This window comes from Bradyrhizobium prioriisuperbiae (assembly GCF_032397745.1).
In the GTDB taxonomy this organism is placed as follows: domain Bacteria; phylum Pseudomonadota; class Alphaproteobacteria; order Rhizobiales; family Xanthobacteraceae; genus Bradyrhizobium_A; species Bradyrhizobium_A prioriisuperbiae.
Window position 1 is genome coordinate 8074269 of record NZ_CP135921.1, and the last position, 14374, is coordinate 8088642.

At 63.1% G+C, this 14374-nt stretch carries 11 protein-coding genes; 6 read left to right on the forward strand and 5 right to left on the reverse strand.

Going from position 1 to position 14374, the window contains the following annotated elements; genetic code table 11:
* Positions 1–95 precede the first annotated feature (95 nt).
* The 3 genes from RS897_RS37405 to RS897_RS37415 form a co-directional block, all read right to left on the reverse strand.
* Complete coding sequence (locus tag RS897_RS37405) at positions 96–3257, reverse strand: efflux RND transporter permease subunit (protein ID WP_315833678.1); 3162 nt, start codon at positions 3255–3257, stop codon at positions 96–98.
* A complete protein-coding gene (locus RS897_RS37410) occupies positions 3254–4417 on the reverse strand; it encodes an efflux RND transporter periplasmic adaptor subunit (protein ID WP_407654594.1) in 1164 nt (387 codons plus the stop codon). The genes RS897_RS37405 and RS897_RS37410 overlap by 4 nt, the downstream gene beginning before the upstream one ends.
* A gap of 306 nt (positions 4418–4723) precedes the next feature.
* The gene (locus tag RS897_RS37415) at positions 4724–4930 is read right to left on the reverse strand and encodes a GMC oxidoreductase (protein WP_315833679.1); all 207 of its coding nucleotides are present in this window, start codon (positions 4928–4930) and stop codon (positions 4724–4726) included.
* Between the two features lie 405 nt (positions 4931–5335).
* Between RS897_RS37415 and RS897_RS37420 the strand changes: the two genes are divergently transcribed.
* From RS897_RS37420 to RS897_RS37445, 6 genes are all read left to right on the forward strand, one after another.
* Positions 5336–6112, forward strand: coding sequence for an SDR family NAD(P)-dependent oxidoreductase (locus RS897_RS37420; protein ID WP_315833680.1), 777 nt, complete (start codon positions 5336–5338; stop codon positions 6110–6112).
* A 51-nt stretch (positions 6113–6163) separates the two neighbouring features.
* On the forward strand, positions 6164–7108 hold the full coding sequence (locus RS897_RS37425) for an alpha/beta hydrolase (RefSeq protein ID WP_315833681.1): 945 nt from the start codon (positions 6164–6166) through the stop codon (positions 7106–7108).
* Positions 7109–7248: 140 nt separating this feature from the next.
* Complete coding sequence (locus tag RS897_RS37430) at positions 7249–8898, forward strand: flavin-containing monooxygenase (RefSeq protein WP_315833682.1); 1650 nt, start codon at positions 7249–7251, stop codon at positions 8896–8898.
* Between the two features lie 403 nt (positions 8899–9301).
* Positions 9302–10075 carry a 3-ketoacyl-ACP reductase gene (locus tag RS897_RS37435; RefSeq protein WP_315833683.1) on the forward strand — a complete coding sequence of 258 codons (774 nt, stop codon included), beginning with the start codon at positions 9302–9304 and terminating at the stop codon, positions 10073–10075.
* An 8-nt stretch (positions 10076–10083) separates the two neighbouring features.
* Complete coding sequence (locus tag RS897_RS37440; RefSeq protein ID WP_315833684.1) at positions 10084–10584, forward strand: MaoC family dehydratase; 501 nt, start codon at positions 10084–10086, stop codon at positions 10582–10584.
* A gap of 172 nt (positions 10585–10756) precedes the next feature.
* Positions 10757–12379, forward strand: coding sequence for an ABC transporter substrate-binding protein (locus RS897_RS37445; RefSeq protein WP_315833685.1), 1623 nt, complete (start codon positions 10757–10759; stop codon positions 12377–12379).
* Between the two features lie 186 nt (positions 12380–12565).
* On the opposite strand, the gene RS897_RS37450 is transcribed toward RS897_RS37445, so the two are convergent.
* Positions 12566–13588: a Gfo/Idh/MocA family protein gene (locus RS897_RS37450; RefSeq protein WP_315833686.1), complete on the reverse strand. Its 1023-nt coding sequence runs from the start codon at positions 13586–13588 to the stop codon at positions 12566–12568.
* Positions 13585–14352 (reverse strand): enoyl-CoA hydratase/isomerase family protein, encoded by a 768-nt coding sequence (locus RS897_RS37455; RefSeq protein WP_315833687.1) that lies wholly within the window; start codon positions 14350–14352, stop codon positions 13585–13587. The genes RS897_RS37450 and RS897_RS37455 overlap by 4 nt, the downstream gene beginning before the upstream one ends.
* Between the last annotated feature and the right edge of the window lie 22 nt (positions 14353–14374).

Here is a 14374-nt window from a genome sequence, read left to right on the forward strand (position 1 = left end):
TGTAGCCCGGGTGAGCGCAGCGACACCCGGGACTAACGCAGCGGTGCTCTCCCGGATATCGCTGCGCTCATCCGGGCTACTCTCTGAGCGGAAGGCTACTCTTCGCCATCAAACGCCGGCCGCACCACCGAGCCCGGCGCCAGGCGGCGGATCAGGATGTAGAAGATCGGCGTGAACACGAGGCCGAACAGCGTCACGCCGAGCATGCCGAAGAACACGGCAACACCGACGGCCTGGCGCATCTCGGAGCCCGATCCGGATGAAATCACCAGCGGCAGCACGCCAAGGATGAAGGCGAACGAGGTCATCAGGATCGGCCGCAACCGCAGCCGGCAGGCTTCGATCACCGCATCGAGGCTGTTGCGTCCCTCGAGCTCGATGTCGCGCGCGAACTCGACGATCAGGATGGCGTTTTTCGCGGCCAGCCCCACCAGCACGACAAAGCCGATTTGCGTCAGGATATTGACGTCCTGTCCCATGACGCGCACGCCGATGGTGGCGGCAAGCAGGCACATCGGCACGATCAGAATGATCGCGAACGGCAGGCTCCAGCTGCCGTATTGCGCGGCCAGCACCAGGAACACGAACAGCACGCAGATCGGGAAGACATAGAGGCCTGAATTGCCGCCGGTCACCTGCTGATAGGACAGATCCGTCCATTCATACGTGAACCCGCTCGGCAGGGTCGTATCCGACAGCTTCTTCATGATGTTGATGGCGGTCGCCGAGCTGGTTCCGGGCAGCGTGTCGCCCTGCAGCTCGGCTGTCGGATAGAGATTGTAGCGCGGCACCCGGTCCGGCCCCGCAGTGTCCTGGAAATTGACCACACTGCCAAGCAGGACCATCTGGCCCGCGGCGTTGCGGGTCTGCAGCCGGGCGAGATCGGAGGTTTCCTTGCGAAATTGATAATCCGCCTGCGTGGTGACGTGATAGGTTCGGCCCAGGATGTTGAAGTCGTTGACATAGGCCGAACCGAAATAGGTCTCGATCGCCTCGGTCACGTTCTGCATGGGCACGCCAAGCATCTGCGCCTTCTGCCGATCGATATCGACAAACACCTGCGGCGTGTTGGCGGAGAACGGCGAGAACACCGATGTCAGCCCCGGCGCCCGGCGCGCCGCATTCACCAGATCGTCGGTCGCCGCCGCCAGGATCTCGGGGCCACGGCCCTGACGATCCTGGATGCGCATGGCAAAGCCGCCGCCGGTGCCGATGCCGGGCACCGCGGGCGGCGGGATCACCACAATGAAGGCGCTCTCGATGCTGGCGAGACGCTTGCGCAACTCGGCCGTGATGGCGTTCGCCGTCTGGCCTTTTTTCGCCCGAACCTCCGGTTCGTCAAACACCGGGAACAACGCCGCAGCGTTGCCCTGCTGGGTTCGCGTCGCACCCGAGAAGCCGGCAAACGCCGGTACCCGCACCACGCCCGGAACAGTGAGCGCGATCTTTTCGATCTGGCGGACGACTTCGGTGGTGCGCGCCAATGACGCCGCACCGGGCAATTGCACGGAGACGATGACATAGCCGCGATCCTGCGCCGGGATAAAGCCCTGGGGGGTGGTCATCAAGAGCCAGCCGGCCGAGCCGATCAGCAGGACATAGACCCCCAGCATCAACACCGTATGGTGGATCACGAAGCCGGCCACAGTGCCATAGGCATGCGCCAGCCGGTCGAACACCCGGTTGAAGGCGCCGGTGAAGCTTTCCCATGCGCGGGCAACGATGTTCCAGCTCGGGGTCGGCTTCTTTTCGTGATGCGGCTCCAGGATCATCGACGCCAGCGCCGGCGACAGTGTCAGCGAGCAGAAGCAGGAGATCGCGGTCGCCACCGCAATGGTGACGGCGAACTGCTGGAAAAACTGGCCGGAGATTCCGCCCAGGAACGCGGTGGGCACGAACACGGCACAGAGCACCAGCGCGATCGACACCAGCGCACCGCCGACCTCTTCCATGGTGCGCAGCGCGGCGTCACGCCGGCTTTTGCCCAGGCCCAGATGCCGCTCGACGTTTTCGACCACCACAATGGCGTCGTCCACCACGATGCCCACCGCCAGCACGAGGCCGAACAGCGTCAGGTTGTTGATGGAGAAGCCAAGCGCCGCCATCACCGCAAAGGTGCCGACCAGCGAGACCGGAATGGCCAGGATCGGGATGATCGCCGGCCGCCAGCCCTGCAGGAACACCAGCACCACGATCACAACCAGCGCCATCGCTTCATAGATGGTCTTGATCAGCTCGCTGATCGACTGGGCGATGAATTCGGTCGGGTTGTAGCCGATGTTGTATTCGAGGCCGCGCGGAAAATCCTTTTTCAGCGTCGCCATGGTATCGGAGATGCCCTTGGCGGTGGCGAGCGCGTTCGATCCCGGACGCTGCGTCACCACCATAGCCACCGCGGATTTCTGCAGCAGGAAGCTGTTGGTGGAATAGGACAGCGCGCCGAGCTCGATACGCGCGACATCGCGCAGCCGCACCGTGCGCCCGTCGGCATCGGATTTCAGCACGATGTTCTCGAACTGCTGTGGATCCTTTAAGCGGCCGGTGAAGGTGAGGTTCGGCTGCAGAGCGCGATCGGCGATCGGCGGCTCGGCGATCTGGCCGCCGGCGATCTGCAGGTTCTGGGCGCGGATCGCGGTCAACACGTCGCCAGCCGTCATGCCGAGCTGGGCGATCCGGTCCGGATTGAGCCACAGCCGCATGGAATAGTCGCGCGCGCCGAAGATCTGGATGTCGCCGACGCCGTCAAGCCGCAGCAATTGGTCACGGACTTGCCGCAGCGCATAGTTGCTGATGTAGAGCTGGTCGTAACTGTCGTCCGGCGACAGCATAAACACCACCAGCAGCAAATCGGGGCTGTTCTTGCGGGTGACAACACCATTGCGCTGCACTTCTTCGGGCAGCCGCGGCTGGGCGATCGCCACGCGGTTCTGCACCAGCACCTGCGCCTTGTCGAGGTCGGTGCCGAGCTTGAACGTCACGGTGATGGTGAGCTGGCCGTTCGAGGTGGCCTGGCTGTAGAGGTACAGCATGTCCTCGACGCCGTTGATCTCCTGCTCGATCGGCGTCGCCACCGTATCGGAAACGGTCTGCGCCGACGCGCCGGGATACTGCGTCGTGACGGTGACAGTCGGCGGCGCGACCTGCGGATATTCCGAGATCGGCAGCGTGGGATAGGCAATCGCGCCGACGATCAGGAGCACGATGGACAGCACCATCGCAAGGATGGGCTGGTTGATGGAAAGACGACCGAGGTTCATGGCTTGGCGCCACCGCTGGCGGCCGCCGCATGCGGAGCGACCTTGGCGCCGACGCGGGCGCGCTGCAGGCCGTCGACGATCACCTTGTCCTCCGGCTTCAGCCCTTCCTTGATGACACGAAGGCCCTCGTCCAGCGGACCGAGCACCACCGGCTTCGCCTCCACCGTATTGTCGTCCTTGACCACGAACACGATCTTGCGCGACTGATCGGTGGCAATCGCGGTATCCGGCAGCAGCAGAGCCTCATAAGGCGCGCTGCCGATCACGCGGACCCGGGCGAATTGCCCCGGCAGGATCGAGAGGTCCTGGTTCGGGACAAGTGCGCGGCCACGCAAGGTGCCGGTGCTGACATCGAGACGATTGTCGAGGAAATCCACCGAGCCCATGTGCGATGGCTTGGTCTCGCCCGACAGCAGGATCTGCACCGGATTGGCGGTGTCACGCGAGCTCGGCCGCTTGCCTTCGAACCACAGCCTGCTGTTACGCTGATAGATCGATTCATCCATGTCGAAATAAGCATAGATCGGATTCATCGAGACGATCGAAGTCAGCAGCGTGGCGCCGCTCTCGCTGCCCTGCACGAGGTTGCCGACCGTCACCAGATGGCGGCTGATGCGGCCGTCGATCGGCGCCTTGACCTTGGTGAATTCGACATCGAGCTCGGCGCGCTTGAGCGTTCCCTCGGCCTGCAGCACCGAAGCCTGGGCCGCCTGCAGTGCCTGCTTGCGCTGGTCGACCACGCTTTCCGAGGCGAACTGCGACCTGTTCAATTCGGTAGCGCGGGTGAACTCCCGCTGTGCCAGATCGACCCTGGCCTTGGCGTCGGCCAGTTGCCCCTGGGCTTGCTCGGCGACCGCCTCATACTGCCGGGGATCGATCACATAAAGCAGATCGCCGGTCTTCACCATCGCGCCGTCCTTGAACTCGACACTGGTCACGAAACCGGTGACGCGGGCGCGGATTTGCACCTGCTCGATGGCATCGAACCGTCCGGTGAACTCATCCCAGTCGGTGACCGTCCGCTTGGTCGGCTGGGCAACGGTGACCGGAGGCGCAGGTGGCGCCGCCTGCTGGGTGGCGTTCTCGCCGCACCCGGCAAGGGCCAGCAGCGCGGCAAAGGGGCCTATTTTCGCGATTCGACCAAGGCGTGACGGTGCTATCGTGTTCAAAATCGTCCCCCTGAAAGAACAGCAAGTGATGTCATTAAAGCACAACCTGTCGACGCAAGGCAAAACCACACCGGTGAAGCCGTGTGGGTTCAGTAGATGGGCGGGCGCTGGATTTGGCGATGCAATATCGAATTTGCAAGGTGTCGCAGGCCTGACCAAACATTGGCTCGACTTTATGATAAAATGACAGCCTGATGTCGGTCGAACACCGTCATATGACTGACAAGCACTTGACAGGCTCGGCACGCAACGTGTGCTACGCGCTTCTCAGCAGCGAATCGCTGATCTTCTCAGCGATCATGATGGTGGGCATGTGGCAGTCGGTAGACGTGGCATCCCTGAGACATCGGCCACATCGATGTTGCCGATGCCGATTACGTTGCCAACGGGATCGACGACCGCCTGCGGATCCGACGCGTCGCCTATTCGGCGGGCGCCGAGCGGCTGCCACACGCCGAACACGGCGCGGCGAATGAACTGTTCCAGCGCATCATCCTTGGACATGACGTCAGGGAAAGCGCGCCGGTTCAACAGCAACGACCTGACAACGCGATGCCGGACTATCGCGAGGCACCCATCCGCGTCGTGCGGCATCCGCGGCGATGCTGGCGGGCATGGAGATCATCGCGGCCGATCTCAAAAGGGCGGCGGCATCCGCAGTTGCACCGGCCCGGCGTTGAACACCCAATAATCCCATGCCACGGAAAACCAACACCAGAATCCGCCCGAGAGTCCCGCTTCGATAAACCGAAACGGGACTCTCGATTTTGTTTGACGCATTTTCTTCACGCGAACCAGCATCCACTTCGCTCGAAAACGCTATAGCCACGCCGCGAGCCGGATGAAATACTCACAGCCAAGGCCGGCGCAGTCCTTCAACGTCCGGCCACTGGGAAGGAACAGCTTGCAATGGCGGGACAAGGTGTGTTGAGCGGCAAGGTGGCGCTGGTGACGGGTGCCGCCGGTGAAATCGGAGCAGCCACTATCAAGCTGCTGGCTGAGCGCGGCGCCCGCATTGTGGCTGTTGACCGTGATGCCGACGGCCTCAAGCGCGCCACCCAAGCGCTACCGGCGTCGGCCGAGGTGCTGCCGATCGTCGCCGATGTCACCCGCGAGGACGAGGTCGCTGCCTATGTGCAGCGGACCGTGGAGCGGATGGGCGGCCTGCATATTTTCTTCAACAATGCCGGCATCGAGGGCGATATCACCCCGATCACCGACTATCCGCTGGAGACATTTCGTCGCGTGCTCGACGTCAATGTGGTCGGCGTTTTCCTGGGCATGAAATACGTGATTCCGGTGATGAGGCGGCAAGACGGCGGCAGCATCATCAACACCGCCTCGATCGCCGGCATGATCGGCAGCCCTCTGATCGCTGTCTACAGCGCCAGCAAGCATGCCGTCATCGGCCTGACCAAGAGCGCTGCGGCGGAATGCAGCGACACCAAGGTCCGGATCAATTGCATTTGTCCGGGACTGATCGAGAGCCGCATGCTGAGGTCGATCATCGACGGGCGGAATTCCGGCACACCGGTGCCGCTGGAGAAAATCGTCGACCGCGTTCCTGCCCGCCGTCTTGGTCTCGCGTCCGAGGTGGCCGCGGTCGTCGGCTTCCTCGGCTCCGACGATGCAAGTTATGTGTCGGGATCGTCCTATCCCGTCGACGGCGGCCGCACAACGACCTGACGATCCCGTTCAAGGGCGCAACCATTAGACACGACCAACAGAGACCATCCCATGCCAATCAAGCTCGATCCCGATGCCGCCGCGGTGCTTCAGGCTTTTCGCGAGGCCGGCCGCCCGCCCTATGAGACGCTGACGCCTCAAGAAGCCCGCGAGTACTATCTGGCGGCCCGCCTGGTCACCAACCCCGACCCGCCACCGGTCGCATCCGTCGAGACGCTCGCGATTCCCGGACCTGACGGCTCTATCCCGGCGCGCCTCTACAAGCCGCAAACGCTGCGGCAAAGCGGCGGTCAATCGCCCTGCCTGGTGTTTTTCCATGGCGGCGGCTGGGTGATCGGCAATCTGGACTCCCATGACGTGGCCTGCCGGACGCTGGCCAATGAAGGCCAGCTTCTGGTGATCTCGGTGGACTATCGCCTGGCGCCCGAGCACAAGTTTCCTGCCGCCGCCGACGATGCCATCGCGGCGACCAACTGGATCGCAGACAATGCGAAGCAACTCGGCATCGATACCACGCAGCTGTTCGTGGGCGGCGACAGCGCCGGCGGCAATCTCGCCGCCATCGTTGCCATCACCGCGCGCGAGGCCGGCCCGAAACTCGCGGGTCAGGTGCTGATCTATCCCGCCACCGATTTCGCCATGACCCATCCGTCTCACAGCGAACCGGAAACCGACTGCCTGCTGACGCATTCGGTGATCCGCTGGTTTCGCGACCACTATCTCAACAGCCCGGCCGATATCGAGAACTGGAAAGCATCTCCGCTGCGGGTCAAGACGTTCGCTGGCCTGCCGCCCGCCTTTGTCCTGACCGCCGGCGGCGATCCCCTGCGCGACGAGGGCGACGACTACGCGAAGCGTCTTGCCGAAGCAGGCGTGACCGTGACGTATCAGACCTATCCCGGCCAGTTCCACGGTTTCATCACCATGGGCAAATTGCTGCCGAAAGCGGGAGTCGCACTTGCCGAGATCGGTGCCTGGCTGAAAGTGCCGAAATAACGCAGGGCTGATCGCAGCGGGCCATCGCAACAGGTCATGGCATCGCTTGTCTCGTCTGCAGTTTTGCGTATTGCCGGCTGGCAATCCGCATAGAATGCTGAGCGAACCAAGACAAAAAGCATATCCGGGAGCGAGATGCGATGGACGCCATGCAGAAGTCCGCCACCAGCGATCGCTACGATGCCGTCGTGGTCGGCGCCGGTTTCGCCGGACTCTACATGCTGCATCGCCTGCGCGGTCTCGGCCTGTCGGTGCGGGTCTATGAGCAAGGCGGCGACGTCGGCGGAACCTGGTACTGGAATCGTTATCCCGGCGCCCGCTGCGATGTCGAAAGCATGCAGTACTCCTACTCCTTCTCGGAGGAACTGCAGCAGGAATGGGACTGGAGCGAGCGCTACGCGCCGCAGCCGGAGATCCTGCGATACGCCAATCACGTCGCCGACCGTTTCGATTTGCGCCGCAACATCCAGCTCGACACCCGCGTCGACACTGCAGCGTTCGACGAGGCAACCAACCGCTGGTCGATCCATACCTCAGACGGCCGAACGGTCTCAGCCACCTATTTCATTCTGGCAACCGGCTGCCTGTCCAACGCCCGGGTTCCGGCGTTCAAGGGCCTCGAAAATTTTCGCGGCAAGACCTATCACACCGGCCACTGGCCGCATGAGACTGTCGATTTCACCGGCCAGCGTGTCGGGGTGATCGGCACCGGATCTTCCGCGATCCAGTCGATTCCCCTCATCGCCGAACAGGCGGATCATCTCCATGTCTTCCAGCGCACGCCGAATTTCAGCGTCCCCGCCCACAACGCGGCACTGACGCCCGATATCACCCAGCCGTGGAAGGCCGACTATGCCGAGCGACGCCACCGCGCGCGCACGGAATCGCGCAACGGCATCCTGATGCCGATCCCCGAAAAAGGGGCACGCGACGATACCGAGGACGCGCGGCAGCGTGTGTATGAGGCCGGCTGGTTGCGCGGCGGCATCAGCTTCATGGCGACGTACAACGACCTACTGTTCGACAAGGCATCGAATGACACCGCGTCGGATTATGTCCGCGGGAAAATTCGTGACATCGTTCGTGACCCCGCCGTCGCACAGCTGCTGCAGCCGCACGACCACCCGATCGGCGCGAAACGCATCTGTGTCGATACCGACTATTATGCAACATTCAACCGACCCAATGTGACGCTGGTCGACATCCGCTCAACGCCGATCGATGAAATCCTGCCGCACGGACTGCGCTCGGGCGACAAGGGCTACACACTCGATGCCATCGTGTTCGCGACCGGCTTCGATGCCATGACCGGCTCGGTCGCCAAGATCGACATCACCGGCCCAGACGGCCTCACACTCAACCAAAAATGGGCCGAGGGCCCGCGCACGTATCTCGGCCTGATGAGCGCCGGCTTTCCCAACCTGTTTCTCATCACCGGTCCCGGCAGCCCCTCGGTGCTCAGCAACATGATCGTGTCGATCGAGCAGCATGTCGACTGGATCACTGCCTGCATCGACACTTTGCGCGCGCGTGGCCTCGACCGCATCGAAGCGACGCGCGCGGCCGAGGACGAATGGGTCGATCACGTCAACGAGGTCGCGCACCGTACCATCTATCCGCAGGCTAATTCCTGGTACATGGGCGCCAACATTCCCGGCAAGCCACGGATCTTCATGCCCTACATCGGTGGCGTCGGCGCCTATCGCCAGATCTGCGACGATGTCGCCGCCAGCGACTACGAGGGGTTTGCTGTGTCTGCGCGAACGCCGGCGGCATCTGCTGCCGAATAGCGGGAAGCCGCCACATCGGCGCGGGATCAGCGCTGAATATTGAAGCGTCTCATCACTCTCAGTGTCATCGCCCGGTTTAGTGATCTGTCCGGGCTAAACATTTAACCGGGCGATCCAGTACTCCCGGTGTGTTTGGTGCGTGATGAATTCACGAATATCGGCCGGCACCCCGCCGTTTCAACGTCATCGTTCCATCAACGGGCCTTGCCGCCTACTGGATCGTCCGGTCGAGCCGGACGATGACACCGAGGGTGTCGAACCGCCCCGTTTCTTAGCACCGTGGGACAACAGCGCTGCTGGCGATATTCACATCACCGCAAATCCGGCTTGCGCTTTTATGGTTTTTTGCCGTATTAGATCGATTTAAATCGGGCTCCCTCGAATGGGGCCATCGGGAGACAACATGCCTGCGGAGAAACCCAAGGTCGCGTTCATCACCGGCGCCGGGCGCGGGATCGGCCGCGGGATTGCGCTGGTGCTGGCGGAGAAAGGTTTCCGCATTGTCGTCAATGATATGCAGGCGTCAGCTGACCTGGACGAAACCCTGGCGTTGCTTGCCGCGCGCGGCGCCGAGGCAAAGGCCGTCGTCGGCGACATCGCTGCGATCGACCATCATCAGGACCTGATCGAGACGGCGTGGGCGGAGTTCGGCCGGATCGACTGCCTGGTCAACAATGCTGGCGTGTCGGTCGCGACCCGCGGCGACATTCTCGATGTGACATCGCAAAGCTTCGACCGGCTGATAACCATCAACCTGCGCGGGCCGTTCTTCCTGACCCAGGCCTGTGCCCGGCGCATGGTGGCAACGCCCACTGCGGGCTTTCGCAGCATCATCACCATCTCGTCCATGAATGCCGAGGCCGCCTCCCCCGACCGGGCCGAATACTGCATCTCGAAAACCGGCCTCAGCATGATGACCAAACTGTTCGCGCTGCGGCTGGCCGGTGAAGGCATTCACACCTATGAAATCCGTCCCGGCGTGATCCGGACCGCCATGACGGCGGTGGCGAAGGACAAATACGATCGCATCTTCGCCGACAATGGCGCACCGCTGTCGCGCTGGGGCGAGCCCGAGGATGTCGGACGCGCCGTCGCCACGCTGGCCAGCGGCGCCTTCCCCTATTCGACCGGCGAAGTCGTCCATGTCGACGGAGGACTGTCGCTTCCGACATTGTAGAGGTGGATATGAATGCGACTCTGACGGACGCCCCATCGCGACGGCTCGGACCGGGTGAATACTGGTTCGAGGATGTCGCTGTTGGCGACCACTATGACACCGGCCATATCGTGGTGACCGAATCCCATATCGTCGGTTTCGCCGGCCTGTCAGGCGACCTCTTCGATGTGCACATGGACGACGAGTTCGCCCGCACCCAGGGCTTTCCCGCACGCATCGCCCATGGGTTGCTCGGGCTCGCGATGGCCGACGGGCTGAAGAACCGCTCCTCGGTGCGGATCATGGCGGTTGCGTCATTGGGCTGGAACTGGAACTTCAAGGGCGCGATCATCGCCGGCGACCGGATCGGCGTCGCTGTTGCCGTCAAGGCCAAGCGGCTCACCAGCAAGGGCGACCGCGGCATTCTTACCCTCGGCTTCACGGTTCGCAATCAGCGCGGCGAGATCGTGCAGGACGGTGAAACAGCGCTGCTGACACGAAAGAAACCGACGGAATTGGCCTCCGGCTAGCACTTGGCCGCATTGACGAACCGACCGACGGCACCGCAAACTACGCGACATCGACGACATCCGATTTTCGCACCTGATTTAGATCGATCCAACAACACCCCGACAACGACTAGCCAAAACAAGCCGAGCGACCAGATCACTGGCGCAACACAACACTGGGAGGAGCAATATAATGACGGTCAACCACGGGTGGCTGAGCCGCCGCGACATCGCGAAACTGCTCGGCATCGGAGGTGCGGCGATCGCGGCCGGCCTGCCCGATCGCGTGTTCGCTCAATCGCGAAAGAGCACCCTCGTCATCGGTCTCGACATCAGCGACACCATCACGCTGGATCCGGCGCGACAGGCGCAGTACACGCCGCCGATGACCCTGCTCGCCGCCTACGACATGCTGGTCACCATGGCGCCCGGCGACTACATCACCATTCGCCCGGCACTGGCCACCAAATGGGAGCGCACGCCGGACGGCAAGGGCTGGCGCTTTACGCTGCGCGAAGGCGTGAAGTTCGCCAGCGGCAACCCGATGACGGCGGAAGACGTGAAGTGGTCGCTCGACCGCGTGCTGTATCTCGGCGACCAGACGTCACAGTACATCTCCCACGTCGACCGCACCGAGATCGTCGATGCCAAGACGGTGGACGTGATCCTGAAGGATCCGTCACAACCGCTGCTGACCATCATCGCCGCGCCCGGCTTCGTGATCTATGACCGCAAGCTGGTGGAACAGAATGGCGGCGATGCCAGCAAGGAGGCCAAGACCAAGGACAAGGCCACCACCTGGCTCAATTCCAATTCCGCCGGCGCCGGCGCCTACAAACTGGTGGCGTGGGAACGCAACGCCCAGATCCAGTTCGTGCGCAACGACAACTACTGGCGCGGCAAGCCGCCGTTCGATCGGGTCATCATTCGCCATATCGGTGACAGCGCGGCGCAACTGCTCTCGATCCGGCGCGGCGACATCGACATCGCCTTCAATTTGATCCCGGAACAGATCGCGACCATCAAGTCCGACGCCAACCTGCGGCTGGAAGCCTTGACCAGCCTCGATTTCGTCTACATGGCGCTGACCCAGGAGGCGGAGTACAACAAGGCCCTCGCCGTGAAGGAAGCGCGCCAGGCGATCGCCCATGCCATCGACTATGACGGCATCATCAACAGCCTGCTCGGCGGCGCGGCGGTGCGCCCCGCGAATTTCCTGCCGATCGGCGTGTCCGGGTCGACCGACGCGATCGCCAAGCAGATCGGCTTCCGTCAGGACCTCGACAAGGCGAAAAAGCTGCTGCAAGGCGCCGGCCTTGCCGAAGGTTTCGAGTTCGACATCGCCTATGGCAACGCGGCCATTGCGGGGGTGACCTATCAGACCCTGGCGCAGAAAATCCAGGCCGACCTCGCCCGGGTCAATATTCGCGCCAAGCTGACGCCGATGGACCAGGTCAACCTGCGCACCACCTACACCGGCAACAAGGCGCAAGGCGGCGTGCTGACGTTCTGGAATCCGCCGGCGGTGGAAAACCTGCTGTGGGCCGCGGCGACCGTGGAACGCGTCGCCAAGCGGGTGCACTGGACGGTGCCGGAGGATGTCACCAAATTGGTGCGCAGCGCCGCCGGCGAACAGGATCCCAAGAAGCAGGCCGAACTCTGGGTCGACTACCAGAAGCGCGTGGTCGACCAGGCCAACTACATCATTCTGTTCCAGCCGATCTACCAGATTGCGGTCCGCAACACCCTGGACAAGCTGCCGTTGACGGCAGCTGGCTGGCAGATCGACATGTACGACACCAAACCGAAGGCGTGAAACGCAGAGACCGCGGAGGAAGAACTTCCTTGTCGTTGCCGGGCTTGTCCCGGCAACCTCGCTTAGGGGCGCACTGCCTCCCTAAGCGGGATCACCGGGACAAGCCCGGTGATGACAATGTGGGTGGGATAACTTCATCTCTTAAACGGTAACGCCCAAAGATGGGTGCACGCCGATGGAATTGCTTCACGCGATGCTGACCGGCGCTCCCGTTGCCGAGGACTGCAGCAGCGCTTCGATCAGAAGGTGGACCTTCAAGGCTTCCTGGCCACTGACGGCCGGCTCGCGCCCCTCTTCGATCGCATCGAGGAAGTCGGCAATCAGCGCCTTGTGGGCCTGGTTGGAAAACGCCATCGGATCGGCGCCGCCGCTCTTCGACTCTCCGCCATCGAAGCGTTCGGTGCGGCCATCGTGGTAGAACACCGCGAGCGATTCCGCCTCCAGCACGGCGGTGCCCTTCTCGCAGGCGAGCTCGATCTTCTCCGAGAAGCCGGGAAACGCCACCGTGGTGGCATCGATGGTGCCGATCGCGCCGTTGCCGAAGCTGACGGCAGCCGCGACGATGTCTTCGGTATCGATCTTGCGCAGTGGTGACGTCCTCACCATCGCCGCGACCCGGCTGACCGGTCCGGTGAGGCTCTGGAACATATCCAGGGTGTGGATCGCTTGCGTGATCAGTACACCGCCGCCGTCGCGCGCTTTCATGCCACGGCCCGGCTCCGCGAAATACTCCGGCGAGCGCCACCAGCGGACCGAGGCCGAGCCCGACACCAGTTCGCCGAGTTCACCGCTTTGCATGATCGCGGCAAGCTTGCGCGACGCCGTCCGGAAGCGATGCTGCAGCACCACGCCGAAGCGGCGATCGGCCTTGCGCATGGCCTCGACGGATTGCCGGGCACGCTCGGACGTCACGTCGAGGGGCTTTTCCAGCAGCACATGCTTGCCAGCCGCGGCGCACCGGGCCACCAGATCGAGATGGCTCATCGGCGGCGTCAGCAGGATGACGGCGTCGACAGCGCGATCACCGAGAACCGCATCGAGATCACCGGTCACCGGGAGGTCCGGATGAAGTTTCGCGAACGATTGCTGCCGCGCCACGCTGGGCGTCTGGCACGCAATGACCCGGACCCGGCCGGACAATTCGCGCAGGCTCTGGATATGCGGCTTGTGGGCCATCCCCAAACCGACGACGGCAACACCAAGGGTCATTGCTTGAACTCCGCATCCCGTTTTTGCTGGAAGGCACGAATGCCCTCCATGTGATCGCCCGCCGCAAAGCAGAGTGTGTTCATTTCATTCTCATATCTAAGACCGGCCGGAAGTGTCGACGTCAATGCCATGCGGACGGAGGCCTTGACGGATTCCACGGCCACCGGGCTGAAGCCCGCGAGCTTGCGGCAAAGACCCCTCGCCGTATCCAGGACCTCCTGATCGTCCACCAGGTATTCGACAATGCCCAGCCGATGGGCCTCCTCGGCGCTGATCGGATCGCCGGTCAGCAGCAAGCGCATGGCCTGGCCGTATCCGATCAGCCGGGGCAGCAACTGCGACGCGCCGCCGCCGCCGACCCAGCCGCGCTGCACCTCGGGAAAACCAAGACGGGCGCTGCGTCCCATCACCCGGATGTCGGCCGACAGCGCCATCTCGGCACCGCCGCCAAGTACCCAGCCATGCAGCGCAGCGACCACCGGCTTGCGCATGTCGCGCACGAAGGTCGCGTATTCCCGGCGGTTGCGAAATTTCCAGGCGGTCGGATATTCCGCCAATGCATTCAGATCGCTGCCCGCGCAGAAAGCGCGCTCCCCCGCCCCTCTCACCAGCACCACGCGCACGCTGTCGTCGCGGTCGAGATCGCGGCAGAACTGCTCGATCGCGGCCGACATCTCCGGGGTGACGGCATTCATCTTGGCCGGGCGATTCAGGATGATTTCGGCGACGGCGCCGTCCTGTTTGAGCAATACCTCATCTTCCATCGGGATGTCCTCTCACGTAATC